This window comes from Bacillota bacterium (assembly GCA_013178045.1).
In the GTDB taxonomy this organism is placed as follows: domain Bacteria; phylum Bacillota; class Ch66; order Ch66; family Ch66; genus Ch66.
Map to the genome: position 1 here is coordinate 86,226 of JABLXP010000002.1, position 26,096 is coordinate 112,321.

At 51.9% G+C, this 26,096-nt stretch carries 26 protein-coding genes; 23 read left to right on the forward strand and 3 right to left on the reverse strand.

What is annotated here, in order from left to right; translation table 11 throughout:
* The first annotated feature begins 61 nt into the window (after positions 1–61).
* From HPY81_02185 to tnpB, 3 genes are all read left to right on the forward strand, one after another.
* Positions 62–1,435 (forward strand): TrpB-like pyridoxal phosphate-dependent enzyme, encoded by a 1,374-nt coding sequence (locus HPY81_02185; GenBank protein NPV26269.1) that lies wholly within the window; start codon positions 62–64, stop codon positions 1,433–1,435.
* A 384-nt stretch (positions 1,436–1,819) separates the two neighbouring features.
* Positions 1,820–2,128, forward strand: a complete 309-nt coding sequence (locus HPY81_02190) for a hypothetical protein (GenBank protein NPV26270.1) — start codon at positions 1,820–1,822, stop codon at positions 2,126–2,128.
* A gap of 21 nt (positions 2,129–2,149) precedes the next feature.
* The gene (gene tnpB, locus HPY81_02195) at positions 2,150–3,268 is read left to right on the forward strand and encodes an IS200/IS605 family element transposase accessory protein TnpB (GenBank protein NPV26271.1); all 1,119 of its coding nucleotides are present in this window, start codon (positions 2,150–2,152) and stop codon (positions 3,266–3,268) included.
* A 135-nt stretch (positions 3,269–3,403) separates the two neighbouring features.
* Here tnpB and HPY81_02200 read toward each other — a convergent pair whose 3' ends face one another.
* Positions 3,404–5,569, reverse strand: coding sequence for an amylo-alpha-1,6-glucosidase (locus tag HPY81_02200; GenBank protein NPV26272.1), 2,166 nt, complete (start codon positions 5,567–5,569; stop codon positions 3,404–3,406).
* Between the two features lie 518 nt (positions 5,570–6,087).
* Between HPY81_02200 and lysA the strand changes: the two genes are divergently transcribed.
* From lysA to HPY81_02225, 5 genes are all read left to right on the forward strand, one after another.
* Positions 6,088–7,434 (forward strand): diaminopimelate decarboxylase, encoded by a 1,347-nt coding sequence (lysA, locus tag HPY81_02205; protein ID NPV26273.1) that lies wholly within the window; start codon positions 6,088–6,090, stop codon positions 7,432–7,434.
* Between the two features lie 147 nt (positions 7,435–7,581).
* Complete coding sequence (locus HPY81_02210) at positions 7,582–9,588, forward strand: spore germination protein (GenBank protein ID NPV26274.1); 2,007 nt, start codon at positions 7,582–7,584, stop codon at positions 9,586–9,588.
* Between the two features lie 2 nt (positions 9,589–9,590).
* A complete protein-coding gene (locus tag HPY81_02215; GenBank protein ID NPV26275.1) occupies positions 9,591–10,265 on the forward strand; it encodes a GerAB/ArcD/ProY family transporter in 675 nt (224 codons plus the stop codon).
* A 5-nt stretch (positions 10,266–10,270) separates the two neighbouring features.
* Entirely contained in the window at positions 10,271–10,723 is a 453-nt protein-coding gene (locus HPY81_02220; GenBank protein NPV26276.1) for a GerAB/ArcD/ProY family transporter, read from the forward strand.
* A complete protein-coding gene (locus tag HPY81_02225; GenBank protein NPV26277.1) occupies positions 10,680–12,011 on the forward strand; it encodes a Ger(x)C family spore germination protein in 1,332 nt (443 codons plus the stop codon). The genes HPY81_02220 and HPY81_02225 overlap by 44 nt, the downstream gene beginning before the upstream one ends.
* Positions 12,012–12,052: 41 nt before the next feature.
* Here the strand turns inward: HPY81_02225 and HPY81_02230 are convergent, their stop codons facing one another.
* Complete coding sequence (locus HPY81_02230; GenBank protein ID NPV26278.1) at positions 12,053–12,235, reverse strand: hypothetical protein; 183 nt, start codon at positions 12,233–12,235, stop codon at positions 12,053–12,055.
* A gap of 183 nt (positions 12,236–12,418) precedes the next feature.
* Here HPY81_02230 and HPY81_02235 point away from each other — a divergent pair, with 183 nt between their 5' ends.
* The 10 genes from HPY81_02235 (at position 12,419) to HPY81_02280 (ending at position 21,177) form a co-directional block, all read left to right on the forward strand.
* A complete protein-coding gene (locus HPY81_02235; GenBank protein NPV26279.1) occupies positions 12,419–15,070 on the forward strand; it encodes a CBS domain-containing protein in 2,652 nt (883 codons plus the stop codon).
* Complete coding sequence (locus HPY81_02240) at positions 15,051–15,716, forward strand: site-2 protease family protein (GenBank protein ID NPV26280.1); 666 nt, start codon at positions 15,051–15,053, stop codon at positions 15,714–15,716. The genes HPY81_02235 and HPY81_02240 overlap by 20 nt, the downstream gene beginning before the upstream one ends.
* Positions 15,713–16,438: a segregation/condensation protein A gene (locus HPY81_02245; protein ID NPV26281.1), complete on the forward strand. Its 726-nt coding sequence runs from the start codon at positions 15,713–15,715 to the stop codon at positions 16,436–16,438. Before HPY81_02240 ends, HPY81_02245 begins: the two co-directional genes overlap by 4 nt.
* Before the next feature lie 24 nt (positions 16,439–16,462).
* The gene (gene scpB, locus HPY81_02250) at positions 16,463–16,978 is read left to right on the forward strand and encodes an SMC-Scp complex subunit ScpB (GenBank protein ID NPV26282.1); all 516 of its coding nucleotides are present in this window, start codon (positions 16,463–16,465) and stop codon (positions 16,976–16,978) included.
* Positions 16,979–17,043: 65 nt separating this feature from the next.
* Positions 17,044–17,823 carry a DUF2953 domain-containing protein gene (locus HPY81_02255; GenBank protein NPV26283.1) on the forward strand — a complete coding sequence of 260 codons (780 nt, stop codon included), beginning with the start codon at positions 17,044–17,046 and terminating at the stop codon, positions 17,821–17,823.
* Complete coding sequence (gene ytfJ, locus HPY81_02260; GenBank protein ID NPV26284.1) at positions 17,759–18,184, forward strand: sporulation protein YtfJ; 426 nt, start codon at positions 17,759–17,761, stop codon at positions 18,182–18,184. The genes HPY81_02255 and ytfJ overlap by 65 nt, the downstream gene beginning before the upstream one ends.
* Before the next feature lie 77 nt (positions 18,185–18,261).
* Positions 18,262–18,858, forward strand: coding sequence for a spore maturation protein (locus HPY81_02265; GenBank protein NPV26285.1), 597 nt, complete (start codon positions 18,262–18,264; stop codon positions 18,856–18,858).
* 2 nt (positions 18,859–18,860) lie between these two features.
* Positions 18,861–19,394, forward strand: coding sequence for a spore maturation protein (locus tag HPY81_02270; GenBank protein NPV26286.1), 534 nt, complete (start codon positions 18,861–18,863; stop codon positions 19,392–19,394).
* 148 nt (positions 19,395–19,542) lie between these two features.
* Positions 19,543–20,403 carry a chemotaxis protein gene (locus HPY81_02275; protein ID NPV26287.1) on the forward strand — a complete coding sequence of 287 codons (861 nt, stop codon included), beginning with the start codon at positions 19,543–19,545 and terminating at the stop codon, positions 20,401–20,403.
* Positions 20,404–20,415: 12 nt separating this feature from the next.
* Positions 20,416–21,177 (forward strand): rRNA pseudouridine synthase, encoded by a 762-nt coding sequence (locus HPY81_02280; protein NPV26288.1) that lies wholly within the window; start codon positions 20,416–20,418, stop codon positions 21,175–21,177.
* A 33-nt stretch (positions 21,178–21,210) separates the two neighbouring features.
* On the opposite strand, the gene HPY81_02285 is transcribed toward HPY81_02280, so the two are convergent.
* The gene (locus HPY81_02285) at positions 21,211–21,711 is read right to left on the reverse strand and encodes a hypothetical protein (GenBank protein ID NPV26289.1); all 501 of its coding nucleotides are present in this window, start codon (positions 21,709–21,711) and stop codon (positions 21,211–21,213) included.
* A gap of 251 nt (positions 21,712–21,962) precedes the next feature.
* Between HPY81_02285 and HPY81_02290 the strand changes: the two genes are divergently transcribed.
* From HPY81_02290 to HPY81_02310, 5 genes are all read left to right on the forward strand, one after another.
* Complete coding sequence (locus HPY81_02290) at positions 21,963–22,427, forward strand: hypothetical protein (GenBank protein ID NPV26290.1); 465 nt, start codon at positions 21,963–21,965, stop codon at positions 22,425–22,427.
* A 35-nt stretch (positions 22,428–22,462) separates the two neighbouring features.
* A complete protein-coding gene (locus tag HPY81_02295) occupies positions 22,463–23,317 on the forward strand; it encodes an HDOD domain-containing protein (GenBank protein NPV26291.1) in 855 nt (284 codons plus the stop codon).
* Positions 23,318–23,614: 297 nt separating this feature from the next.
* Positions 23,615–23,800 carry a P-II family nitrogen regulator gene (locus HPY81_02300; protein NPV26292.1) on the forward strand — a complete coding sequence of 62 codons (186 nt, stop codon included), beginning with the start codon at positions 23,615–23,617 and terminating at the stop codon, positions 23,798–23,800.
* Between the two features lie 26 nt (positions 23,801–23,826).
* Positions 23,827–25,197 carry an ammonium transporter gene (locus HPY81_02305; protein ID NPV26293.1) on the forward strand — a complete coding sequence of 457 codons (1,371 nt, stop codon included), beginning with the start codon at positions 23,827–23,829 and terminating at the stop codon, positions 25,195–25,197.
* A gap of 204 nt (positions 25,198–25,401) precedes the next feature.
* The gene (locus tag HPY81_02310) at positions 25,402–26,091 is read left to right on the forward strand and encodes a tyrosine-protein kinase family protein (protein ID NPV26294.1); all 690 of its coding nucleotides are present in this window, start codon (positions 25,402–25,404) and stop codon (positions 26,089–26,091) included.
* Positions 26,092–26,096: the final 5 nt, after the last annotated feature.

Sequence of the window (26,096 nt, forward strand, 5' to 3'; positions counted from 1 at the left end):
TTAGAATAAATTAAACGATAAATTAGCTCAGCTGAGCTGAGGAGAGGAGAGAAGAGAAGAGATGGGGAAGAAGATTCCTACCAAAATTTTACTGCCCGAAAAGGACCTGCCGACCAGGTGGTACAACATCCAGGCGGATATGCCCAATCTGCCGGCCCCACCCCTGCACCCCGTGACCAGGAAACCGGTAGGCCCTGCTGATTTAGCCGCGATTTTCCCGATGGAGATCATTAAACAGGAGGTCAGCACCGAACGCTATATTGAGATTCCTGAAGAGGTTCAGGAAATGTACCGCCTTTACCGGCCATCTCCCTTAATCCGGGCTTACCGACTGGAAAAGGTCCTGGATACGCCAGCCCGGATTTATTTCAAGTACGAAGGGGTCAGTCCAGCCGGCAGTCACAAACCAAATTCTGCTATTCCCCAGGCCTATTACAATAAGCAGGCCGGCATCAAACGGTTGACCACGGAAACAGGCGCCGGCCAGTGGGGAAGCGCCTTGAGTCTGGCCTGCAGCTTCTTTGGTCTGGAGTGTACCGTATACATGGTCAAGGTCAGCTACCAGCAAAAACCTTACCGCCGTTCGTTCATGCAGGTGTACGGAGCCAATGTCATCCCCAGCCCCAGCAATCTGACGGAAGCGGGACGGCGGATCCTGGCGCAGGACCCGGATTCACCAGGGAGTTTGGGCATTGCCATTAGCGAAGCGGTGGAAGAGGCGGCCAAACGCGATGACACCAATTACTCGCTGGGCAGTGTTTTGAACCACGTCTGCTTGCACCAGACGGTAATTGGTCAGGAGGCTAAAGCCCAGCTGGAACTGGTTGATGAATACCCGGACGTGATTGTTGGTTGCTGCGGTGGTGGGAGCAACTTCGCTGGTTTAAGCTTTCCTTTTTTGCAAGATAAACTGGCCGGCCGCCAGGTCCGGGCCGTGGCCGTAGAGCCAACCGCCTGTCCAACCCTGACGAAAGGGGTCTTTGCCTACGACTACGGTGATACCGCCCAGTTAACGCCGGTGTTGAAAATGTACACCCTGGGCCACGATTTTGTCCCTTCGGGCATTCACGCGGGTGGTTTGCGTTATCACGGCGATTCAGCCCTGGTGAGTCAGCTCTACCATGACGGAATCATTGAGGCCAGAGCCTTTAGTCAAAAGGCGGTCTTTGAAGCCGCTCTGCTGTTTGCGCGGACGGAAGGGATTTTACCGGCTCCTGAATCTGCCCACGCCATCAAGGGGGCAATTGAGGAGGCGCTGGCCTGCCGCGAAGCGGGAGAGGCAAAAACAATTCTCTTCGGGTTGAGCGGACACGGACATTTTGACCTGGGTGCTTATGATGCCTACTTAAGCGGCAATATGGAAGACGTTGATTATTCACCGGCGGCCCTGGCCGAGAGCTTGAAGAAGTTGCCCGAGGTACCGGTAGGGAAATAACCAGGTGGTTTGAAGGACAAGAACTTTGTGAGATAAAAACCAGGTAATTAAAGGGACCCACGCTTGCGCGTGTTGGCCCCCTTTTTGTTGTTTGGAAACTACGCATAAACTCAAACTGCGGATAAATTTCCTTGTCTCTGACCTGTTGTCGTACGCGGACAGTGAACTTTTTGTTTCCCGCCGGGCCCTGATTTTTGACCGGGAACTGCCCGAACAAGCAACGCGAAGTGACCAGCCGCGTTGGAAGAAAAGATTAAAAAGACCTTAAATTTTTACCTATTACCAAACTCAGGCACTATCTGACTGGTTTAAAGACGGGTGAGCGCCCAGAAATTGATGCTTACGAGAGGATGAGAACCATTTGAAAAAATTTGGGCAAATTTATTGGACAACTTGCCCGAAGCCGAAAACCGCTGTGTTGAACCCAGGATATTCGGATTCCGCCTCGCACTGCTGATAAAAGAGGTGCTGGGGTTACTGCAGACTTACGACTACCGGGCGGCTTGGCAGCTCCTCAGCCAGCATCCTGGATTTTTTCTCGATTTGGCCCGTCAGCTGGCGGAACATGCCTGGTTACGGATTAACCTTTGTTCTTCTGAGGCGGTTTTACAAAGATCCCGCCAGAATGCCTCCGATTTTAATCGGGGGATGAATGGTGGCTTGATTTTTCCTGCCAGTTATGCTATAATTTAAGCAAACGGGAGGAGTTGTTGTATGCAAACAGTGACCCTTAAAATTAAACTCCTGCCTCCCAATAAGGGCAAGCTGGCAAAGATGGCCCGCATGGTGGAAACCTACCGCCAGGCGTGTTCGTGGTTTCTGGAGCAAGCCGAAACCTTGAACACTACCAGCCGGGCAAAATTAAATCGCGATACGTACAAACAGGGTTGTGAGCTGTTCGACTTAAACCGAGGGACGCTCCAATGCGCCATGCTCAAAGCGCTGTCGGCCTGGAGATCCTATGTCTCCCGCAAACGCAGTGGAAAAAAAGCCAGCCTGCCCAAATTTGAGAAACCTGTTCCTGCCATGGTGCGGCAGGACTGCTATTCTTTTCACCAGCTCCCTTCTGGAAGATGGATCATCAAGTTTCCTGTCTCCTCCGGCAGAAGCCAGATAGCTGTACCGCTTGCTGTTTCCGAATATCATGCCAGGAGGCTCCAAGACCTGGCAGGAGGTTCCTACCGCCAGGGGTCGATGGAGATATGGCAGAGTAAAACCGGCGAGTGGTATGTCAGCATATCCATTGTTTATCAAACTAACTTAAACGAGCCAGGTGGCGTAATTGGGGTCGATTTTGGCATAGTTAAGCTGGCTGTGCTGTCCAACAACGTATTCTTTGACGGCCGTGAAATTAGGTGGCGTAAAGAACATTGGGCAGAACGGCGCAAGGCACTCCAGCAAGCCGGTCGGCTTTCCCGTGTCAAAAGGGAAGCCGGGCGCGAACGCCGGTGGATGCGCTATATCAACCACTGTCTAGCAAAGCGCATTGTTGAAATAGCCAAGGCAGAAGGCAAGGCTATCGCGCTGGAAAACCTACTCGGAATTCGCGAGCGGGCTAAAGGCTCCCGCAAGTTCAACCGCATGATGTCAGGTTGGAGCTTCAGGGAGCTGGCTTCGTTTATAGAATACAAGGCTGCGCTTGCCGGAGTGCCGGTAGTCTACGTAGACCCCAAAGAAACTTCCAAGGCCTGCCCGCGGTGCGGGAATGTTTCCCGGTACAACCGCAAAAAGCAGGGCTGGTTTAAATGCGCCAAATGCGGCTACCAGTCCGATGCAGACAGGGTAGGAGCATTGAACATAGCCGCCAAAGCGCTCGATGCTCTCGGGGCATGACCCTGAGAGAAAGGGGAGCGTGACACCCCTTAAGGCCAAGGTGATGATCCGGGTCATCCGGGGAATGCTGGCTAACCTGCAGTAAAAGCTGCCGTCCTACGAAGGGATGCCCCTTAATTTATTGAGGGGAGGATGTCACACTTCAATGATAACCCTCACATTGCCTTCCTTTCGTAAGACGTGACAAAAGACTTGCCCTTCCTTTTCTTCAAAGACTAGATCGATGCGGCCCTGGCCTACGGCCAGGTTGCGCATCTCCAATCGCTTCGCTTCTGGTAAAAGAAACGGCCGATTAATATATATGGTGTTATCGCGGCAATCTAAACCGAGTAGACTTTGCAATAAAGAAAAAAGAGTGCCAACCGCCCAGGCCTGGGGATCGCAAGCGATTGGATAGCGGACCGGCCCGGTTAATCCCCGGCGCGTAAAGCCACAAAATAGCTCGGGCCAGCGGTTATAGGGGAAAAAGGTGCTGGCCTCAAAAAGGCCAGAGGCGACTTTGTGTAATTCAGCCAAGCACTGGTACCGACGCAGGCCCGCGGCGATAATGGCATTGTCATGGGGCCATACCGAACCGTTATGATAACTCATCGGATTATAGGCCTTTTCTTTTTTGCTCATGGTTCGAATACCCCAACCGGAATAAAAATCAGTGGTTAGCAGGCGTTGAGCTACCCGCCGGGCCTGCTCCGGGGAGAGAATGCCGGTAAACAGGCACTGGCCGCCGTTGGAAACCAGGGTGGGGATGGGCCTTTTTTGGCCGTCCAGGGCGAAAATCAGGTATCCTTCGTTTTCCCACCAGAAATCCCGGATAAAACGCTGCCGGAGCCTATTGGCCCGCCGGCGGAGATTGGTGGCGATCGTTTCCTTGTCGAGGAGCCGCAGCAAGGCAGCTGCTTCCTGGAGGGCGAGGTAATAATAGGCTTGAACCTCTACCAGAGCAAAAGGCGCCGAAGGGATCTGGCCTGCCGGGTCCACAACCGCATCCCAGGAGTCCTTCCACCCTTGATTGGTTAATCCCATGGGGGATTCCCGGCGGTATTCCAGATAACCATCATTGTCCAGGTCCCCATACTTAAAGCACCAGCGGAGGCAGCGGACCAAAGGATCGGCCATCTCTTGCAAGAATTCTTTGTCTAGGGTCCACCGGTAAACGGCACCTAGCAGGATAACAAACCATAGGGTGGAATCTATGGACCCGTAGTAAGGGTTGTAAGGTACCTCGCCACACTGGGTCATTTCTCCCCGCCTCAGCTCATGAAAAATTTTGCCGGGCCTCTCTTCCCGCCACCTGTCCTCGCATTTTCCCTGATAGCGTGCCAGGAAGCGGAGAGTATCTTTAGCAATCTCGGGATTTAAGATCAAAGTCTGCCAGGAAGTAATCAGGGAATCGCGGCCGAAAGGAGCGGCATACCATGGTATCCCGGCCTCAATGATTTTACCCTCTCCCGGATACTCGGTCTGCAGGGCGGCCAGGTCAGTGACCGCTGTTTGCAGCATGTTGCTTAAAAGGGTGTTGTCAGTAAAAATCTGGGTACATTCTCGTTCCCATTGGTGGTAGCGGCCGGCCAGCATAATGGCCGCTGCGGAAAATCCCGTGCTGATAAGACCCGGGTCTTCTGTGATTTCCTTATCTAAATCGATGCGGAGGTGGATATAGATTTTCTTTTGCGGAGGTAAAGTAATCTTGTATTGCACGCGCGCCCGGCCGGGTTCAGCAGTGATGCTGGCCGGCGCGGGATCTAAAGAGATGGCGGTGGTGCGAACTATGCCGTCCAGACCCCGGTAGGCCAGCCTGATGCCCCAACGTTTAACCTGTGGTGGCAGCCATTCTCCCCGGTGCGGTCTCTTCGTGCCCCGGACTTCAAAGATATCCTTGTAGTCCGCACCAAAAATCATATCCAGGTTAAGAGTTATGGGAAAAGAATTAAAATTTATCAGGCGCAAGCGCTGGAAAAAGGCGTCTTTTATTAGTCTTAAAAGGCGGATGTGAATAGTTTGTAGAGGGACTATTTGTCCCGAGGGAAGGGTAAACTCAGGATTGGTCAATTCAATCTGGGCAAAATGACTATCTCGAATGGCTGAAGAGAGAAAAATGGGTTTGCGCTGCTGAAGGAATAGCTCCAGGCAATCCAGATAGCGGGTATCAGCGTGATATAACCCCAGACTGCCAAGGTTTCTCCCGGTAATTTCGCCAGTGGGTAAAGAAACAACAAAGATATTTCCTTCTTTCAAAACTTTGGTTGCCAGTTCTATTTCACAGGGAGCGACATATAGATCAAATTGAGACTCTGACACCATTGATACCTCCTCACTTTGGGCTCCAACGCGGGATGGCGTATGGGCATAAATTTCGACGATAGCTGGAACTTTCCTGCCACCCGGTTACTCATCCGCAAGCTCCGGCGGACATCCCAGCAAATTTGGCCTCCTGCCTCAGCTGCCGACTTCTCGTTAATGAAGTTTATGGAGTAACCTGTTGACATGTCGAAAAAAACAATGTTAGAATAAACAAAAACATAGTTGCGCCTCATCTCATTGGAGGTGAGGTAGAGGCGCGGAGCGTCAAGAGTACAGACAGGGAGAACGGGAATTTGATGATTGGTCTGGAAAGGGGCCTCCGCCGAAGTCTTCAGGCTTGTCCCGAGCCTTGAGGCTGGGCCTGTACCGAAGAGGTGCAGGACTGTCACCAGGAAATCTCCCTTTTCCTGGTGGAGCGCTATCTCACGCAGGGAGTTGAGGGGTATACTCTAACTGGTCATTTTACGGCCATTGAGGAATACTCAATGGCCGTTTTGAGTTGATATGGGGGGAAGAAGATGAGACTTAATGGGACGATGCGAATTAACGACAGAGGGCACCTGGAGATAGGTGGGTGTGATACCGTCGAGCTGGCGCAGCATTTTGGCACGCCGTTGTATGTGATGGATGAGGCTTTGATCAGAGAAAACTGTTGCCGCTACTACCGGTCATTTGTGGAAAAGTTCGGAAAAGCGGAAGTGATTTATGCCAGCAAAGCCTTTATGAACTTGGCGATGTGCTGCCTGGTGGAAGAGGAGGGACTGGGGCTGGATGTGGTTTCCGGTGGGGAACTGTACACCGCTCTTCGGGCCAAATTCCCACCGCAACGGATCTATTTCCACGGCAACAACAAATCCCGCGAGGAACTGCGGATGGCCCTGGAGGCTAAAGTCGGACGGATCGTCGTGGACAATGCGCAAGAATTAGAATTATTACAGGAACTGGCTGCCCAGTTTGATACCAGAGCCAATATCCTGTTGCGGATTACGCCAGGTATTGAAGCACATACGCACGAATATATTCGCACCGGGCAGATTGATTCCAAGTTTGGCTTCCCCTTGCCGACAGGACAAGCCATGAGCGCGATTAAGCGGGCTTTGCAATTGCCAAGCCTGGTGGTGCGGGGACTGCACTGCCATATCGGATCACAAATCTTTGAGCTGGAGTCGTATCGGTACACCGCGCGGGTGATGATGGATTTTGTGGCTGAGGTCACGGCGACGACGGGCTTAATTGTCGAAGAGTTAGACCTGGGCGGCGGCTTTGGCATTTACTATGCCAGTAACGATTCGCCCGCGGAGATTGAAGAATACGCGGATATCGTGATGGAAACCGTCCGTGAGGAAGCAATGAAAAAAGGATTGCTGGTGCCGAAGGTAATCGTGGAACCGGGCCGTTCGATTGTCGGTCCAGCGGGGACCACCCTGTACACGATTGGTACGATCAAAGAGATCCCCGGTATCAGGACGTACGTAGCCGTCGACGGTGGGATGGGGGACAATCCTCGGCCAGCCCTTTACGGTGCCCGCTATGAGGCAATAATCGCCAACAAGGCGACCGTACCTCCGACCCAGGTGGTTTCGATTACGGGTAAATACTGCGAATCAGGGGATATGCTGATCTGGGATATACCGCTGGCTCCACCCAGCCGGGGAGATATCCTGGCTGTCTCTGCTACAGGCGCTTATAACTATTCCATGTCGATGAACTACAATCGACTAGGGCGGCCCGCGGTAGTGTTTGTCCGGGACGGTGAGGCTGATGTGGTCGTGGAACGGGAAGGTTATGAGGATTTGCTCCGTAACGACATAATCCCTGAACGAATGAAGAGGAAAAGGGTAGTTAAGTTAGCATCGATGAAGTAAGGACGAAATATTAATTAAATATTAATTAATAATGAAAATAATGAAATTATTGACAACGCGAGCCAAAAAGGGCTTGCGTTGTCGCATTTAACGGGTGAGTTTGGAGACACTAAAGCCAGCGGAATATCTCTGACGTTGAGGTTCAGAATGAATATCTGGGATAAGATAAAAAAAATCATTATCTATCGCGAACCGCCGGAGGAAAACATCTTTGAATTAATCAACCAGAATGAACCGAAAAGTGCTCCCGGGCAGGTCGGCTATCCCAGGGTGAGTCGGGAACCGGATACCCGGCCGGAACAGGCGCAGCGGCAAGCTGGGGACTTACCTGAACAAGCGTCGAGCGGGAAACAGGAGCAGTCTGCGGACGGCCGGGAAGCGCAGTCTCAAGATAGAACAAAAACCAGGTTCCAAAACCGGCACAAACCCAGGTCTGAAAATAAGGCAAAAGCCAAGCTCCGAGAGGGGACTGAAGCCAGCGCGCTCGTTGAAAAAGAGCGCCCGGCAAAGGAAGGCCCGAAACGGCGTCGGGGGGATCGACGAGAGAAAATCAGACCTGTCCGGGCCTCTGCCTGGACCAGGGAGAAGATTATCAATGCCAGGGAGCAGAGCCTGGAGGACCTCGAAGACCTGGAGGTTTCGGTTGACCTGCCCGAAAACATTGCACGGCTCAAGACGATCTTTTACCTGCCTGACAACAAAGATGTGATTATCCGCGAATTTGGCTTAGGAATCGACGGACGGATCAAGGCGGCGGCAGTGTTTATCGATGGTCTGACTGACAAACAGCTCCAGAACCTGTCGGTTTTTCAGCCGTTGATGCTGCTTTCGAACATTGAGCACAATGAGGCAGGTGAAAATATTGAAAAATTGGTCGAACACCACTTGCTCCCAAGCAACCAGGTCGAGAGCAAGACGAAATTTCGAGACGCTGTTGATGGCATTTTGATGGGGAACACCGCCATTTTTGTTGACCGCGTGCCCAGGGTGTTTGTGGTCGAGACCAAAGGCTGGGAGCACCGGCAGGTGGAAAAGCCGCTTGCAGAGATGGTTATCCGCGGCTCTCAAGAAGCCTTTACGGAAACCTTGCGGATCAACACCGGTTTGATTCGTAAAACGCTGAAATCACCCAACTTGGTGACAGAAATAATCAAGGTAGGAAAACTTGGTCAGATGGATTGTGCGATCATGTATATGAAGGGGATTACCAATCCTGAGCTGGTGCGGGAAGTGAAACGGCGAATCGAGTCTTTGCAGATTGATTACGTCCAGGACAGTGGTGTGTTGGAACAGATGATCGAGGATAATCCTTTCGGCATTATGCCGCAAATGCTGGTCACCGAGCGACCAGACCGTGTAGCTTCTCTGTTAGTTGAAGGAAGGGTAGCCATTATTCTTGACAGTAATCCTTTTGTCCTGGTCGTGCCAACCAATATTTTTGGGTTGCTGCATTCAGCGGAAGATACCAACTTAAAATGGCCATACGGGTCGTTTTTACGTTTAATTCGGGTGTTGGCCGCCATTGTTTCCCTGCTACTACCTGGCTTCTACCTGGCTTTGACCAATTACCACCAGGAAATGCTGCCGACTGATCTGCTGATGAGTATTGCCGGTTCGCGGGAAACCGTACCGTTTCCGAGCATTGTTGAGATGCTGATCATGGAGGTGTCGTTTGAATTGATCCGGGAGGCCAGTGTCCGGATGCCGGGCCCAATGGGGCCGACGATCGGAATTGTCGGGGCCTTGATTCTGGGACAAGCAGCAGTATCAGCTGCTATTGTTAGTCCGATCATGATCATTGTGGTCGCGGTGACGGCGATTGGTTCCTTTGTTATCCCAAGTTATTTTTTATCTTTTTCACTTCGGATATCAAGATTTGGCTACCTGTTACTTGGTTTTACCCTGGGGTTTGTTGGCCTGGCGATGGGAATTTTTCTGCAGCTGATTTTGATGGTTAGGCTCAAATCATTCGGGGTGCCATTTTTAGCCCCAGTTGGACCACGCACCAGTTCGGGGTCAGACCTGGTCCTGCGCAGCCCAGCCTGGCAGCAGGAACTGCGGCCCGAGTTTATTAATCCCTTGCAGATCCGACGTCAGCCCAAGATCAGTCGTCAGTGGATCAAACGAATACCGTCTGGCGGAGGGGGTGAATAACCGTGATTAAAGAAGGGCACATTGGTCCAGCAGAGGCGATGGTTTTGATCATGACCATGATTACCGCCAAAGTTTTTTTAAGTTTCCCACAGGTGATGGTCGAGGTTGGCAAAACGGCTGGCTGGCTGGTGATCATTGTTTCCGGCGTGGGTGGACTGCTTGGGTTCAGTGTACTAATCCAGCTGTTGAAGCGGTTTCCACAGCTTAATATAATCGCGATCGGGGAAGAAGTCGCCGGCCCGGTGGTTGGTCTGGTTAGCGCATTAGCCTATGCGGGTTTTTTCTATGTTTGGTTTATCATTACCGTACGGGAATTTGCCGAATTGGTGATCACAACGACCCTGCCCGAGGCTCCGCTCAGTGTGGTTCTGTTGATGTTGATCAGCACATCTCTGGCCGCTGCCTATTTCGGGTTGGAGAACATTGCTCGAACAGCTCATGTTTTGTATCCCTTTCTCTTTTTTTCTCTGGGTTTTATACTCGTATTATTAATTCCCTTCTGGAAGGGTGACTATCTATTTCCCCTTCTGGGCTCAGGTCCACGAGAGATTATCAAAACCGGCTTGCTGAAGAGTGCAAATTTCAGCGAGGTGTTCTTTTTGACCCTGATTTTACCTTCACTTGGAAATTGGCGTAAACTTCAGTCAATCGGTTTTAAGCCATACTTGCTTCTTTAGCCGTGATGCTAGTCGTCCAACTGGTGTATGAAATGATCTTTCAGTTACCAGTCGCCGAAGAAAACGTTTTGCCAGTTTATCAATTGGCGCGTATTATCAGATATGGTCGATTTTTTCAGCGATTGGAAACAATATTTGTGTTTTTCTGGCTGCTCAACGGGCTGGTTGCCCTTTCGGCCGCCTTTTATGGAGCCACCACTGGCCTGGCTAAAGGGTTGAGCCTGCCTGATTATCGGCCGATCTTGCTGGCCACGGCGCTTGTCGCCTATGCTCTTGCTTTTATTCCCCCTAATTACCCCACGACCATGATCTGGGATCGGCAATTCTTGCAAAATCTGGGATGGATAATCACTTTTGTTTTGCCTGGTTTGCTTTTTCTGGTAACTCTAATTCGTCGGAAAGGGGGACAATCTGGTGCGTCAATGGATGGTCATCAGCCTCCTGGCGATTCTGCTTAGTTTAGTGCTTACGGGCTGCTGGGGCCGGCGGGAGGTAGATGAACAGGCCTTTGTGCTGGCGATCGGGCTTGATAAAGGCAGGGAAAATCAAATTTTAGTGACTTACCAGATTGCCATCCCCCGGATCATGGGCGGTGGTGGAGGTGAAGGTAGAAGTACGGGTGGTGGTAGTGGTAGTGGCGATAATAATAAACCCGTCCTGGTGACCTCGATTGAGTCGCCGTCGCTGTTCGTCAGTATTGATATGGTCAATACCTATATCCACCGGCGGGCTTCACTGATGCACACCAAGGCGATTGTAGTTTCCGAGGAACTGGCCCGAGAAAAAGGGGTGGGAACATGGGTGCCTGGCCTGCTTCGTTTTCGGGAAGCCCGCCGGGATGTCCTGATCATGGTGGCCCGAGGATCTGCCAAAGATTTTATCGAAAACAATCAGCCAATGTTAGATAAGAACGTCAATAAGTACTACGAACTTTTAAGCTTCAGTCAATATTACACCGGCTTTATTCCCCGTAGTTGGCTGTACGATTTTGCCAATGCCATCAAATCAAAGGGTGAAAACCCGGTGGCCATTCTGGTCGGGGTGAACCGCACCAGGGAAGAGGCGTTATCTCATGATACTTCTCAGGCTAGCGGCCCGGGCAAGCGGCCAGGCCAGGCAGATGAGCAGAGCGCCGAGAAACAGTATGTGTCTGAGGGATCATACCTGGCGGGTGACTTACCCCGAACAGGAGGAAACAAGGTAGAGTTTATGGGCAGTGCGGTCTTCAAAAAGGACAGGATGGTCGGGACGATTAACGGGGATGAGACGATTGTGCTGATGATGCTGCGCGGGGAGTTTCGCCGGGGATTTATCAGCTTGCGTGACCCCAGGCAACCCGATATGGTTATTCCCCTCGATGTTACTTTGGGCCGGTTACCCTTGGTGAAGGTGCGATTGGTAGATGGACGGCCAGAGATTCAAGTAACTCTCCAAATTGAGGCAGATATTTTAGGGGTGCAGAGTGGGATCAACTACGCTGATCCCGAACTGATCCCGGAACTGGAACAGGCTTTTTCCCAAAAAATTGAAGACCTGGTGCGCAAGCTGATCGCGCGGTCCCAAAACGAATTTGACGCGGATATTTTTGGGTTTGGTAATAAGGCCGCACGCTTGTTTTGGACGTGGGATGAATGGGAGCGCTTTGACTGGCCAAGTAAGTTCCGTACGGCGGAAATCAAGGTGGCGGTGAAAACCCGGATCCGTCGGACCGGTCTGCAGATCAAGACAATGCCGCTAAGAGGGTGAAACTTGTCCCGCCTGTATTTAGCTTCGAGGGAGGAGTTACCTTAAGGATAGAGAGAAGAAAACCAGAGCAGCATCGGGACAATCACCGCCGCAATGGCAAGCAAAAACACGCCGATGGCACCCCGATAATTCTTTTTTTGCCAGACCCAATAGCCAAAGCTGCCTGTATAGACCCCTACGGCCAGACAGAACAGGGCGATGAAAATTGTCATGAAAATTTGCATGAATGGCCCCCCAGATCACTTAATTTTTAATTTTTTGATTAGTCTTTTCCGCTTTTTTACTATTATTCTCTTTAACGTCTCGACTTCGGTGCGTTTTTTAACGAAGCCGATTTTCTTGTTGTTATCGACTATCAGTTTTTCTTGTGCTATAATGCTCTTGATTACGACCAGGAGGAACCTGCTTTGGAAATCATTGTTTCGCACAATCACCTGGATTTTGATGGCCTGGCGGCAATGGTGGCGGCCAAACGCCTGTACCCGAAGGCGGAATTAGTCCTGGTGGGTACTTTGTCTGCCAATGTCCAGCAGTTTATGTCTTTGCATAAGGATTCACTACCGATCCGCTGGGCGAAGGAAATCCCTCTGGCTAAAGTGAAGCGGGTCATTATGGTAGATACGAAAAACCCGCGGCGGCTGGGGCCGCTGCAGGCGCTGGTTGATGAGGGTAAGGTGGAAGTGCACGTGTTTGACCATCACCCGGCAACCGGAGACGATGTGTCGGCGGTAGTTTGCGTGGCCGAGCAGATTGGGGCGACGACCACGCTGCTGGTAGAAAAGATTCGTCAACAAGGTTTAACCGTGACGGCCTTTGAGGCGACGATCCTGGCATTGGGCATTTATGAGGATACTGGTAGTCTGCTCTTCCCCAGCACTACCCCGCGAGACGTTCAGGCGGTGGCTTATCTTCTGGAGGCTGGCGCCAATTTAGGCGTGATCGCCAGTTTTATGGAACGACCATTGTCCGAGGAGCAAAAATTACTATTTAATCAACTGCTGAATAACGCCAGACACCAGAACATAAACGGGGTCGATGTCCTTCTGACGACGGGCTTGGCTGATGAATACGTAAGCGGGCTCGATTTCTTGACCCACAAATTGGGAGAGATTGAGGCTTATGACGTGGTGTTTACGGTAGTGGCGATGGACAAGCGAGTGTACCTGGTGGCGCGCAGTCGGTTGGATTCAGTGCTTGTCAACGAGATCTGTGCCCGCTTCATGGGGGGCGGCCACGAAAAAGCTGCTTCGGCAACCATCAAAGGGAGAACTCTGGAGAGCGTGCTGGATGAATTACAGAGAGTATTACGCGAAAAAATCCGCCCGCCGCTCTTAGCCCGAGACATTATGTCTACGCCGGTGAAGACGGTTCCCATGCACCTGTCTATCGAAGAAGCCGGCAAGATCATGCTGCGCTATGGGCACACGGGGCTGCCCGTGGTAGATGGCGACCGGGTGGTGGGGGTAATCTCCCGCCGCGATGTTGATAAGGCTAAACTCCATGGACTGGGACACGCCCCGGTCAAGGCGTATATGGCCAAATCGGTAATAGCGGTTGGGCCAGAGACGCCCGTGACGGAAATCCAGTACCTGATGATTGAGCACGACATCGGTCGGCTGCCGGTGATCGAGAACGGACGGATTATCGGGATCGTCTCGCGGACCGATGTTTTGCGAACTTTCCACGGCAAGGATCTGCCAGAAGACCACCAACTGCTCTATGATGGTGGTGATGGACTGTTAAACCCGACGAATGTGGCACACCTGATGGAGGAGTGTCTGCCCGGTGACTTGCATGAGCTACTGCGTGAGGTCGGTCGCCTGGCTGATGCCCAGGGTTGTCGGGTTTTTGTCGTGGGGGGATTTGTCCGTGATCTATTGCTCAAGGTCAAGAATCTGGATGTTGACCTGGTGGTGGAAGGCGATGGGCCGGCTTTTGCCCGGTTTTTGGCCGAATCACTGGGCGGTCAGGTCCGCGTGCATAAAAGATTTGGCACGGCCCAGGTTTCAATACCAAACGGATTAAAACTTGATGTGGCCACCGCGCGCGTGGAATACTATGAGTATCCCGCTGCCCTGCCGACGGTGGAAAGCTCAAGCCTGCGCCATGATCTCTACCGGCGTGATTTTACAATCAACGCGATGGCCATTCAATTGAACGAAGATAAATTTGGTGACCTGATTGATTTTTTCGGCGGGCGGCGTGATCTGGAACTGGGGTTAATCCGTATCCTCTACAACCTGAGCTTCGTTGAAGACCCGACGCGCATCATCAGAGCCATCCGCTTTGAACAACGCTACGGGTTTAAAATTGAGCCACAGACCCTGGAATTGGCCAAAAACGCCATGGCCAATAATTTCTTGCGGGAACTCTCTTACGAGCGGATTCGCGATGAACTGATCTTGATCCTAAATGAGCTCAGACCACTGCGCGCGCTGCGGCGACTGGCCGAACTGGGCGTGCAGCGACAGATTCTCCCCGAGGTTGAATTTGGACCGGACCTGTGGGAAATGCTGGCCCGGGTACCAACTGAATTGGACCGTTTTAAATCCCTTAAACCAACAGCTGCCGTGGAACGGTGGATTCTCTATTTTTTACTCATTGTTCACCCCGTGGGCCTGATCGGGGCTGAGGAGATTGCCCGGCGATTTCGCTTGGAAAAACGGGCGGTTCAGGCCCTCGTGGCGGCTTTTCGCGTGGAACATCAGCTGGCCCAGGTCAGCCCGCTGTCCGTGCCGATGAGTACCCTGTACCGGTGGCTCCACGGTTTGCCGCCGGAGGTTCTGGTCTTCCTGCTGGTTAGAGCAAAAACGTCCGTCTGGCGGCAAGTCTTCACCCGTTATCTTTACACCGAGCGCCACTGTCAGCCAACTATTAACGGTCACGATTTGATCCAAATGGGCCTGAAACCAGGTCCAGCATTTAGAAGGATTCTGGAAGCGGTCCGGGACGCCCGGCTGGATGGTCGAGTGACTAACCGCGAGGAAGAACTAGCCCTGATTAACGAGTTGTTGCGACAACCGGAAGGGAGTGTGGTGAATGCCCAGTCTAATTCCTGATATTACATATATGCTAATCTCGCTGCCCGCGATCGTCATCGGTTTTACCTTCCATGAATACGCGCACGCAAAAGTTGCTGATTGGCTGGGGGACCCGACGCCAGCTTACCAGGGACGCCTAACCCTCAATCCCTTGGCTCACATAGATGTGTTAGGTTTTATCCTGCTCCTGTTCGCGGGGTTTGGCTGGGCGAAACCCGTCCAGATTAACCCCCTGCGCTTTCGAGGTGACCGCTCGCGGGGGATCATGCTGGTTTCCCTGGCTGGTCCCCTGATGAACATTGTCCTGGCCTTTATCGGAGCCCTGATTTACTACCTGGTCATTTCCAACCAGGCGATGGGAATGAGGAATCAGGTCATCGCGTTGGAGCTGCTGCGGCCACTGATCAGGATTAATGTTGTCCTGGCGGCTTTTAACCTGATCCCGGTGCCGCCGCTAGACGGTTCCAAGATCCTGGCCGGATTGTTGCCGGGCCGCCAGTCAGGTCTGTTTTATACTCTGGAAACCCATGGAACACTAATTTTGTTGGTACTGATTGCCACCGGCGCCATTGGCTGGTTGCTTAACCCGCTGACGAATGTGATTATTAGCCTGATCAGCACTTCCGCCCACAGTCTGGCGACGGTATTACTCAAGCTGTTATGAGTTACCGTGTAAAACTGGATGCGTTTGAGGGTCCACTTGACCTGCTCCTCCACTTGATTGAGAAAGAAGAAATTGACATTTACGATATTCCTATTGCCCACATCACCCAGCAGTATCTCCAGTACCTGGCAACAATGCAGGAACTGGATCTCGAGGTGACCAGCGATTTTCTGGTCATGGCTGCCACCTTACTGGAGATCAAGGCACGTTGGCTTTTACCTTCCCCGCCAGCTTCTGGTGGCGAAGAGAACGTTCCTCCCGCGGACCCGCGGGAGGAACTGGTGGAACGGCTGCTGGAATATAAGCGCTATAAAGAGGCGGCCGAATATTTGCGGCAGCGTGAGGAACAAATGCGTCATTGCGTACCGCGGCCGGTAACCGATATACTGGTTGCTGATGGTTTAAACCAGATGCCCCAGCTCCAGGTCTCGCTCCCAGAGTTAATCAAGGCCTTGCGGGATGTGTTGGCCCGCATGAACCAGTCAGAGGAAGCAATGGAACTTGAGCGGGAAAAAATCACGGTCGCCCAAAAGATGGGAGAGATCCTGGACCAGATCGCCATCAACCGTCGGGGGCTGGCTTTTAGCGAATTTTTTTCTCCGCGTGCCTCGAAATTAGAGGTGGTGGTCACTTTCCTGGCTCTGTTAGAGTTGATTAGGCGCCGGCGGGTGGTGGTCCGGCAGGGGCAGCTTTTCGGGCCGATTATGGTGTACCCGGTTTGAAAAACCGAGGAGGAGAAAAACAGCATGTCAGTCTTGTTCCCTGAGGAAGCGAAAGCGGCGATTGAGTGCCTGCTGTTTGTAGCAGTTAAACCGCTGAGCATTGCGGAACTAACCGAGCTGGTCGGTTTGCCAGCAGATGATGTCCAGGAGCTGTTAGTACAGCTAGGACAGGAGTATAACCGGAATAAGCACGGGTTTCACCTGACCCGGGTCGGGAACGGTTACCGTCTCTGCACCCGACCAGAGTATTACCCGTACGTGGAAAAACTGAATAAGTCAGGACCAACCGGCCTGTCGGCGGCTGCTCTGGAGACCCTGGCCATTATTGCCTACAAGCAACCCATCACCCGGGGGGAAATTGAACTCATTCGAGGGGTCAAAGTGGACCGGTTGCTGACCAACCTGATGGAAAGGGGACTGATTAAGGAAGTTGGCAGAAAAGAGGTACCGGGACGGCCGATTCTGTATGGAACTACGGAACAGTTCCTGTGGCACTTTGGTTTGCGTGATTTGGCCGAATTACCCGAACTGGAAGAATGAGGGTCTGACGTTAAGAAAATGTCAGGCCCTTTAGTATAAACCTATAATTTGTGTGGAAACTTAGGATGCAGGATGAGACGTGTTTGACCCGGGGGTGCCGTTTGGTGGTCAAGGTCGTAGTGATTACGATTTTTATTCTACTGACCTTGGGGTTAATTTCCCTGATTTCCCTAGAATTCCGGGTCAGTTACCTCAAGAAAAGGAGTAACGACGAACTGATCATCACGGTTCAAGCCCTGCACGGCTGGTTGGTTTATAAGTTTGAGGTGCCATCGATCCACTGGTCTAATCAGGGTTGGATTCCCTTCTGGCACCTGGTCACAGAGTGGGAAAATCGCTGGGGTGAGCCAATCGCGGAGGAAACACTGCGCATTGAATCAAGCAAATTACGTCGGTTTTGGCCAGTCTTGAAGTATTTTTTGCCCAAATACTGGAAGGTCTTCCGCCTGTTACACGAGTTTTTTGGTGGAGTAAAACTTACACATCTGCGCTGGATCACTGAATTTGGCAGCGATGATCCTGCTGAAACCGGGTTGACGACCGGTTGCCTGTGGGCCCTCAAGGGCTGGATCTGGGCCAACCTGTGGCGCAGTGTGATGGTGAACGTGAGACGGCCAGTGTTTATCGTCCGGCCAATGTTTCAGTCTCCCCGGTTCAACCTGGATTTTGACTGCATATTTAAGGTGCGTTTGGGTCATATTATAATTACTGGAATTAAAGGGGTCTGGCTCACCCATGAGCTGGGATTTTGGAAAAGTGTACATAAGGGGGTAAATTCAGATGACAGGACACCCAATAGAAACCCTGATGAAGACTGCAATGGAAAGCATCAAGGAGATGGTTGATGTCAACACCGTGGTGGGCGACCCGGTCGAGACGCCGGATGGTAGTGTTATTATTCCAGTCTCGCGCGTTTCCTGCGGATTCGCCGCCGGCGGTGGTGAATATGACTCGGGAAATGCTGAGCGGGGAGGTGAGGGTTACCTTCCCTTCGGTGGTGGCAGCGGTGCCGGGGTTTCGGTTCAACCAGTCGGTTTTCTCGTGGTTGGTAACAATCAGGTCCGGCTGCTTCCTGTGGACGGCAACATGATAGTTGACCGTTTAATTGACCTGGCTCCCCAGGTAATCAACCAAATTCAAGCGATGGTGCAAAGAAAAAATAATAACCAAAATCAACAGCCAGCGTCCATCCAACCAACCCAGTAAACGGTTGGACTGGCAGTTCTATTTATCCGGCCACCCTCATAAGTTCTACCAGAAGACATGTCATGGGGGTGGACAGAATGCTGAATGCAATTTGGCTGGGTATGATTTTGCTGGGGATCGCGGTTGCCGCGATGAATGGGCGGATTGAAGTGGTGACCGAGGCCACCCTGAGTTCTGCCCGCCAGGCGGTGGAGGTCTGTTTTGAGTTAGTGGGGATCATGGCTTTTTGGCTGGGATTATTAAAAATCGCCGAAAAGGCAGGGCTCGTTCAGTTTCTGGCTAAGCTGGTCAGACCGTTTATGGTCTGGCTTTTCCCTAGCATCCCCGCGGATCACCCCGCGATGGGAGCGATGATTATGAATATCACCGCTAATATTCTGGGATTAGGCAATGCCGCGACCCCCTTTGGCTTGAAGGCCATGCAAGAACTGCAGGTTCTTAACCGCCATTCCGAGGAAGCATCTGATGCCATGTGTACTTTTCTCGCCCTGAACACCTCATGCCTGACCCTGCTCCCCGCTACCATCATCGGTGTGCGAGCGGCCGCCGGTTCAATTGCTCCCACCCAGATCGTGGGGACAACCATTTTCGCCACCGCCTGTTCGATGATGGTGGCGATCATCGCGGATTATATCTTTCGCCAGCTGCATCGGTTCATAAGGAGTGGGCGCTGATGCTGGTCGAGATTCTGGAAACCGTATCCCGCTGGGCTATTCCGGCTTTGCTTCTAACGATCCCTGTTTATGCCTGTTTCCGCGGGGTGCCAGTTTACGAGACGTTTGTCGAAGGGGCGGAAGAAGGTTTCCAAACCGCGGTGCGGATTATCCCTTATTTAGTAGGCATGTTCGTGGCCATCGGTATATTTCGGGCTTCAGGCGCGATGGCCCTGGTCAGTGGCATGATGCAACCCCTGATGTCTGGATTGGGAGTGCCGGCCGAAGTGCTGCCGATGGCGGTTATGCGTCCCTTATCCGGTAGTGCTGCCCTGGGTTTGGCGACTGAACTCATTAATCATTATGGCCCCGATAGTTTCATCGGTCGGCTGGCTTCCACCATGCAGGGAAGTACTGACACCACCTTTTTTATTTTGACCATATATTTTGGCTCAGTTGGTGTCCGTCAGGTCAGATACGCTCTGACGGTGGGACTGCTTGCTGATGTGACCAGTCTCATTGCTTCGGTCTATATCTGCAACCAGCTTTTTCGGTAACGAACATTGGTGGTGCCGGTGTCAACCACCGGGCGGTGATGCACATGAAAATTGTGTAAAGTTTCACTAAATTATATTTGTTTGGAAGGAAATAGCAATATATTGTCGAACCCTACCAACAAGAGAATAAGAGGGAGGGTGTAGTAGGATGACCACTAAGGTGGGTATTGTGGGAGCTGGTAAGGGCGGGGCATCGATTCTCAAGGCTTTACACGGGTTGCCCGAAATCGAGATCGTAGGTATAGCTGACCTAAAAGATGATGCGCCGGGGATGCAAATGGCCAAGAAGATGGGCGTCTGGACTACCAGGGACATTGTAGAGTTATTAAATTTACCGGGATTGAACATCATAATCGAAGCTACCGGTAGCCAAAAGGTGCTTGACCTGGTGTATGACAAGAAGCCTGAAGCGGTAACAGTTGTCGATTCGCACGTAGCCAAGCTGATGTGGGTCCTGGTGGCGGGGCGGGAAGAAATGCTTGAAATGCAGCGGGATCAGGCCCAGCAACTGGCGGCGATGGCCGATGAATTAACCCGCGCGGTAGAACAAGTGGCCGCGACCATGGAGGGAGTGGCCAAAGGGGCGCAAATACTGGCTAATGGGGGTGCCCAACTCTTAGGAGCAGCACAAAAAGCCAGGGAGCATCTCGGAGAAACCGACGAGATCCTTCGGTTTATCCGCAACGTGGCCCAACAGACCAAATTACTCGGCCTGAACGCGGCGATTGAAGCTGCCCGGGCCGGTGAGCAGGGGCGAGGTTTTACCGTAGTAGCCAACGAAGTGCGCAAACTGGCAGAAAATAGTACGGTGTCTGTGGAACAAATCTCCCGGATCGTCTCGAATATCGAAAAATCAATGGCGGAGATCATCGCGGCTGTAGAACAAACCGGGGCAGTGACCCAAGAGCAAGCCGCGGCGACGGAAGAGGTTTCATCGGCGGTTCGTTCTCTTGAGCAAATGGCCGAGAGTCTGAGAATGCTGGCGGTGAAGCTCGGCTCCGCGACCTAGGAGTGAAACCCTTTGGAACGCTTACAGAAGGTCCTGGCTCAGGCGGGGATTGCTTCCCGCCGGCGCAGCGAGGAATTAATCCTGGCCGGAAGAGTCAGGGTTAACGGAATAATTGTGAACCAGTTGGGGATGAAGGTTGATTGGGACCGTGATGTGATCGAGGTGGATGGGCGCCGGCTTAAAAAGCCAGTTGAGCCGGTATACATCCTGTTGAACAAACCGGTGGGATATGTCACGACCGTTCGTGACCCGCAGGGACGGAAAAAAGTGACTGACCTGATTCGAGGAGTTAGTGAGCGAATTTATCCGGTTGGCCGCCTGGATTATGACACGGAAGGTTTACTGCTGTTGACCAATGATGGTGAACTCACTTACGCCCTGACCCACCCCAAACACGAAGTGAGCAAAACCTACCTGGCTAAAGTGCTCGGCGTACCCTCGCCGGCCAAGTTGCGGACTTTACAAAGAGGAGTCCAACTAGAGGATGGAAAAACTGCCCCAGCCCGGGTGCGTTTGTTAGCCAGGATAGAGGGAAATGCTTTATTGGAAATTCAGGTTCACGAGGGCCGGAACCGGCAGGTCAGACGAATGTGCGAGGCGATCGGGCATCCCGTGCTTGAACTCAAGCGAACACAACTGGCATTTCTCAGCCTGGACGGACTGCGGGTTGGCCAGTATCGCCACCTGACCCCAGCGGAAGTGCGCAAATTAAAACAGTTGGCGGGTAGCGGCCAAAAGAAATCACCACGACCAGATAGAAAGTCCCCAGCTTAATGCAGTTGGGGACATTTATTATTACTTGTATTATTACTTGCGGGGTTTCAGAGGTTTATCAATGGTGCGGCTCCATTTTTCTACGTCTTTTCCCCCGAAAGCTGATAGGATATTAGCTACTCGGTTAACCTTGGAGTTATCGGTTTCAATCAACGCTAAAACCATGTTGTCCCGGACCTTCTGCTCATAATATTTGGCCCGGTCTTCTGACAGACCATAGTTGGCCAGACTTTGGCTTAAACCTTCGTCGCCTTCGCGCATCAGCGTTCCACCCAGCGGCCCTGCGGCTGCAACCTTCCCCAGTTCAGGTAATTCGATCGTCTGGGTCTGTACCAGCATCCCATTAAAAACTGCTAAAGGATTAGCGGCTTGCTCTGTTAACTCCTCGCCTATTTCGAACCAAAAGCGGGTTGAGTGATCGGCTTTCACCACCAGGGAGATTTCATTATTAGCCAGTTTGGCCTCACCAATTTCCTTTATTGCTCCTTGGGCCTGTTCTAGCGACTTAAACCAGCTGATCACTGCTCGTCGCAATTTTTATCCCTCCCGTTAGTGTATAATTCAAAAAGTTGGTATTATTATGCCCGGCTGAATAAAGAATATTTAGTAAGGGAAGAGGCCTGGGAACACCTACCCGGGTATTTTGACCGGGGGCGAGATATGCTCAAGCCGGGTCGCCTGGTAAGCAGGAATTTGTCAGTAAATGGCGAAGTTAAAGAAAGTTAAATTTTGGGTATTAACTTATTTGGACTCTCCGCCGAAACCGAGACAGGGAGGCTAACTGAATGGTGAAAATTCGTGAGAATGATGAAATTGTTCACACCAGCCTTAAGGTCAGAGTTCGTTTCGATTATAAAGGGGTCGCCCGACCCAGCCGATTTTTCTTTGGCGGAAAGACGATCGAACAGGTAGCGGAAGAAACCAGAGAACACAAGGTGGCTTTGCTGCGCAATGTGCCGATTCAGGGCGTGCAGATCGAGGACATTGACGTCAGTGCTGATGTTTACACGGTTTTCGATGATTTTAAGGGAGAAGGTGTGGCTTACGCTCCAGTTTTAGTAACCATTAAAGCGGAGACGATCGAGGACGTTATTCACTTTATCGCCCGTGACGAATTTCGCAAAGTCGAGATTATAGAACCTGAACATATGTATCTCTCGAAATTCGATGTGGAAAGACTGCTTTTCAAGATGAATGAAGAATTACGCGCCTACCGTATGGACATGGAGCGACGGGCAGAATTACGTTAGTCTGGTTGGTACAACGTTGAAGGGGGAGAGGAGCTATACTGGAGCTAGAGCAAATTGTCGAGAGAGTTAAAGACCTGCCAGCTTTACCTCAGATCACCCGCCGGGTGATCAGTTTGACCGATGACCCGAATTCGACTGCCAAAGACCTGAACGATGTGATCAGCCAGGATCAGAGTTTAACAGCGAGCGTGCTTCGCCTGGCCAACTCGGCCTACTACGGTTTTCCCCGTCGGATTTCCACCGTTACTGAAGCAATTATTCTCCTTGGCTTTAACGCGATTCGCGGCCTGGTCTTAGCCGCTTCTGTGCATGACGTGCTCAACCGGGAAATGAGTGGTTATGCCCTAGGACAAGGTGAACTATGGCGACACTCCTACGCCTGTGGAATCGGGGCGCGGATCATTGCCCGGCGGGTGAAATTTCCCATCATCGATCAAGCTTTTACCGCGGGCTTGCTGCATGACATTGGCAAAGTGGTGCTTAACTTTTTTTTACAGGATGTTTACCAGGAAGTAACCCGGCGAATAGAAAAAGAAAAAGTACCCTTTATGGTGGCCGAAGCAACTGTTCTTGGTTTTGATCATGCTGCCGTGGGAGCGCGGGTCGCTGAAGCCTGGAACCTGCCGGTTGAACTGGCGGAGCCGATTGCATACCACCATCAACCGATGGCGGCTCCCAACCACCGCCGGTTAGCCGCGATTGTGCACGTGTCAGACGCGATTTGTATAATGATGGGGATTGGTCTGGGTATTGATGGACTTTGTTATCCGCTTGATCCACAAGCTTTAGAACTTCTTGAGCTGGATCAGGCCGCAGTGGAACAGGTTATGTCACAGCTAGCCGATGGGTTAGTCGATTGGCAGGATTTCCCAGTAAGTTCTAAGAAATAGCAGTGGATCTGCGCCAAAAATAATTGTTTTCCACCCATTGACACGTGGAGTTAACCGGTATAAGATAATGTAAAAATGTAATTACTCAAAAAGGGAGCACTGTAGTTCCCACCATGAACGGGTAATGAGGCCCTTGAAGACAGGGATGGTACTGTCGACAAGGGCCTTATCTTTTTGTTAGAAAACAAAAAGAGTACCCGTATCTTGGGGCTAGTAGACGATGGGGTACTCTCTTCCCCAAAGGCAAGGTTGCTTATCTTCTACAGAGATGTGACACTCGATGGTGAGGTAAATTGAATTTTAGCCAGTAATCCAAAAATAAAAATCGAAATCGTGGTAACTGACCAACAGGTAGAACAGGTAATTGACATCATTGCTCAGGCTGCTCGGACGAATAAAGTAGGTGATGGTAAGATTTTTGTGTACCCGGTTGAGAGTGCCATTAGAGTTCGCACTGGAGAAACCGGTGACGCGGCGATTTAAGCATTTTGCAAGGGGAGGTAAGCAAGATGAAAAAGCGACTGACGTCAATCGCATTATTAATGTTCATGGCTATACTGTTTTTACCTGGTTTGGCTCTGGCTGGGGATACGGCTGAGATCGATACCGCGGATACCACGTTTGTCCTGCTCTCAGCGTCTTTAGTTATGTTGATGACACCGGGTCTAGCTTTATTCTACGGCGGGATGGTCAGAAAGAAGAATGTGCTGGCCACGATGATGCAGAGTTTTGCCGTAATCGCCATCGTTTCCGTGCAATGGGTTGTTGTTGGGTATACCCTGGCGTTTGGGCCTGACAAAGGTCACCTGATTGGAGCCTTTGATTGGCTTGGGTTCAAGGGGGTTGGCTTGGACCCCAACCCCGATTACGCGGCGACCATTCCGCATCAAGCCTTTGCGGCCTTCCAGTTGATGTTCGCCATTATTACTCCAGCCCTAATTACCGGGGCGTTTGCAGAACGGATGCGTTTCCCAGCTTTTGTCCTTTTCATAACTCTCTGGTCAACCTTTGTTTACGACCCGTTGGCCCACTGGGTTTGGGCGGTTGACGGCTGGCTTAGGAATCTGGGCGCTCTCGACTTTGCGGGCGGTACGGTTGTCCATATCAGTTCAGGAGTCTCCGGGCTGATTGCCGCTCTAGTTCTGGGCAAACGGAAGGGGCATGGCACTGAACCGCTCATCCCCCATAACGTTCCGATCACGATTCTGGGGGCAGCTCTTCTCTGGTTCGGCTGGTTCGGTTTCAATGCTGGAAGTGCTCTTACGGCGGGGAGTTTAGCGGTTAGTGCTTTTATAGTAACCAACACTGCCGCGGCGACCGCGGCCCTGTCCTGGGCGATGGCTGAATGGATTCACCACGGCAAACCGACCACTCTGGGCGCGGCCAGCGGCGCGGTGGCCGGCCTGGTGGCGATCACCCCGGCTTCGGGATTTGTCGGGCCGATGTCGGCCATCGCCATCGGGTTTGTGGTTGGTATCCTCTGCTATTTCGCGGTGGCCGTGGTCAAAACCAAGCTGGGTTACGATGATTCCCTCGATGTGTTTGGGATTCACGGCGTCGGCGGGACCTGGGGGGCGATCGCGACGGGGATCTTTGCTTCGAAGGCAATTAACCCGGCTGGCAATGACGGGCTCCTGTTTGGCAATCCGGCCTTAGTGGGTACGCAAATCGTCGCCGTCTTGGCCACAGTAGTTTTTGCGGCGGTCACTACCTTTATCATCCTGAAGCTTGTTGATACTGTCTGCGGACTGCGGGTGAGTGAAGAGGAAGAAGAAGCTGGCCTCGATCTGACTCAGCACGGCGAAGATGCTTATGCTGATGTGACTGTCATGGGGGCGACCTCGGGACCCTTTAACACCTCAGGGTTATTAGCCAAATAAGTAAAACTCTGCCAGTGGTGTTGAGATGCAGAAGCCGCCTGAAGAACATCTCCTGAAGAACATCTATCTAAAAATAATGAAATAATAAAAAAAGAATAGACAGATTTCAGCAGTGGAATCATTGAAAAATTGTCACACAATGGGTTAAATTAATTAAAGAGGATTCTCTCTAAGAAATAGATAGGCTGGGTGAAAAAAATTCCAGTGGAAAATAAACGGATCAGGATTTTTACCGGCAACTTTGGCAGTGGCAAGAGCGAAATAGCCATTAACTTTGCTCTGCAGAAAGCCGAGGCGGGCTTTGCGGTATCCCTGGTTGACCTGGACATTGTCAACCCTTATTTTCGCTCGCGCCAACTGCGTCACCTGCTGGCTGAACGAGGGGTCACGACTGTTGTTCCCCGCGAAGAGTGGTTGGAAGCCGATCTGCCGATCATTACGCCGGCTATCTGCAAAGTTTTTCAAGACGAGAGCCAGTATGTGATTTTTGATGTCGGCGGGGATGAGATCGGGGCCACAGTGCTGGGGACGTTTAAACCGCAATTTGTTCAGCAGGGCTTTGAACTGCTGATGGTGGTCAACCCATACCGACCCCTGACCGGGAACGTGGCCGATATCGCTGCCATGCGGCAGGAGATCGAACGAGCGGCGAGGTTGGCCATTACCGGTCTGGTCAGCAATCCCCATCTGGGGACGGCGACCGAGGCACGCACGATCTGGGAAGGGCATCGGATAGTGGAAGAAGCGGCCAGAGCCACTGGTTTGCCGATTGAATTTCTAACCGTGGCGCGTGAACTTTTGAGCAAATGCGCGGCCTACTCTTTTGCCTGTCCAGTCTTACCGATTGACCTTTATCTCCAACCGGACTGGCTGCGTGATGATGAAGGAGTCTGAGGACA

Coding starts and splice junctions, on each gene's coding strand:
- HPY81_02185 (NPV26269.1), top strand. CDS start 62: ATGGGGAAGAAGATTCCTACCAAAATTTTACTGCCCGAAAAGGACCTG.
- tnpB (NPV26271.1), top strand. CDS start 2,150: ATGCAAACAGTGACCCTTAAAATTAAACTCCTGCCTCCCAATAAGGGC.
- HPY81_02200 (NPV26272.1), bottom strand. CDS start 5,569: ATGGTGTCAGAGTCTCAATTTGATCTATATGTCGCTCCCTGTGAAATA.
- lysA (NPV26273.1), top strand. CDS start 6,088: ATGAGACTTAATGGGACGATGCGAATTAACGACAGAGGGCACCTGGAG.
- HPY81_02210 (NPV26274.1), top strand. CDS start 7,582: ATGAATATCTGGGATAAGATAAAAAAAATCATTATCTATCGCGAACCG.
- HPY81_02220 (NPV26276.1), top strand. CDS start 10,271: ATGCTAGTCGTCCAACTGGTGTATGAAATGATCTTTCAGTTACCAGTC.
- HPY81_02230 (NPV26278.1), bottom strand. CDS start 12,235: ATGCAAATTTTCATGACAATTTTCATCGCCCTGTTCTGTCTGGCCGTA.
- HPY81_02240 (NPV26280.1), top strand. CDS start 15,051: ATGCCCAGTCTAATTCCTGATATTACATATATGCTAATCTCGCTGCCC.
- HPY81_02245 (NPV26281.1), top strand. CDS start 15,713: ATGAGTTACCGTGTAAAACTGGATGCGTTTGAGGGTCCACTTGACCTG.
- scpB (NPV26282.1), top strand. CDS start 16,463: ATGTCAGTCTTGTTCCCTGAGGAAGCGAAAGCGGCGATTGAGTGCCTG.
- HPY81_02255 (NPV26283.1), top strand. CDS start 17,044: ATGCAGGATGAGACGTGTTTGACCCGGGGGTGCCGTTTGGTGGTCAAG.
- ytfJ (NPV26284.1), top strand. CDS start 17,759: ATGACAGGACACCCAATAGAAACCCTGATGAAGACTGCAATGGAAAGC.
- HPY81_02265 (NPV26285.1), top strand. CDS start 18,262: ATGCTGAATGCAATTTGGCTGGGTATGATTTTGCTGGGGATCGCGGTT.
- HPY81_02275 (NPV26287.1), top strand. CDS start 19,543: ATGACCACTAAGGTGGGTATTGTGGGAGCTGGTAAGGGCGGGGCATCG.
- HPY81_02290 (NPV26290.1), top strand. CDS start 21,963: ATGGTGAAAATTCGTGAGAATGATGAAATTGTTCACACCAGCCTTAAG.
- HPY81_02305 (NPV26293.1), top strand. CDS start 23,827: ATGAAAAAGCGACTGACGTCAATCGCATTATTAATGTTCATGGCTATA.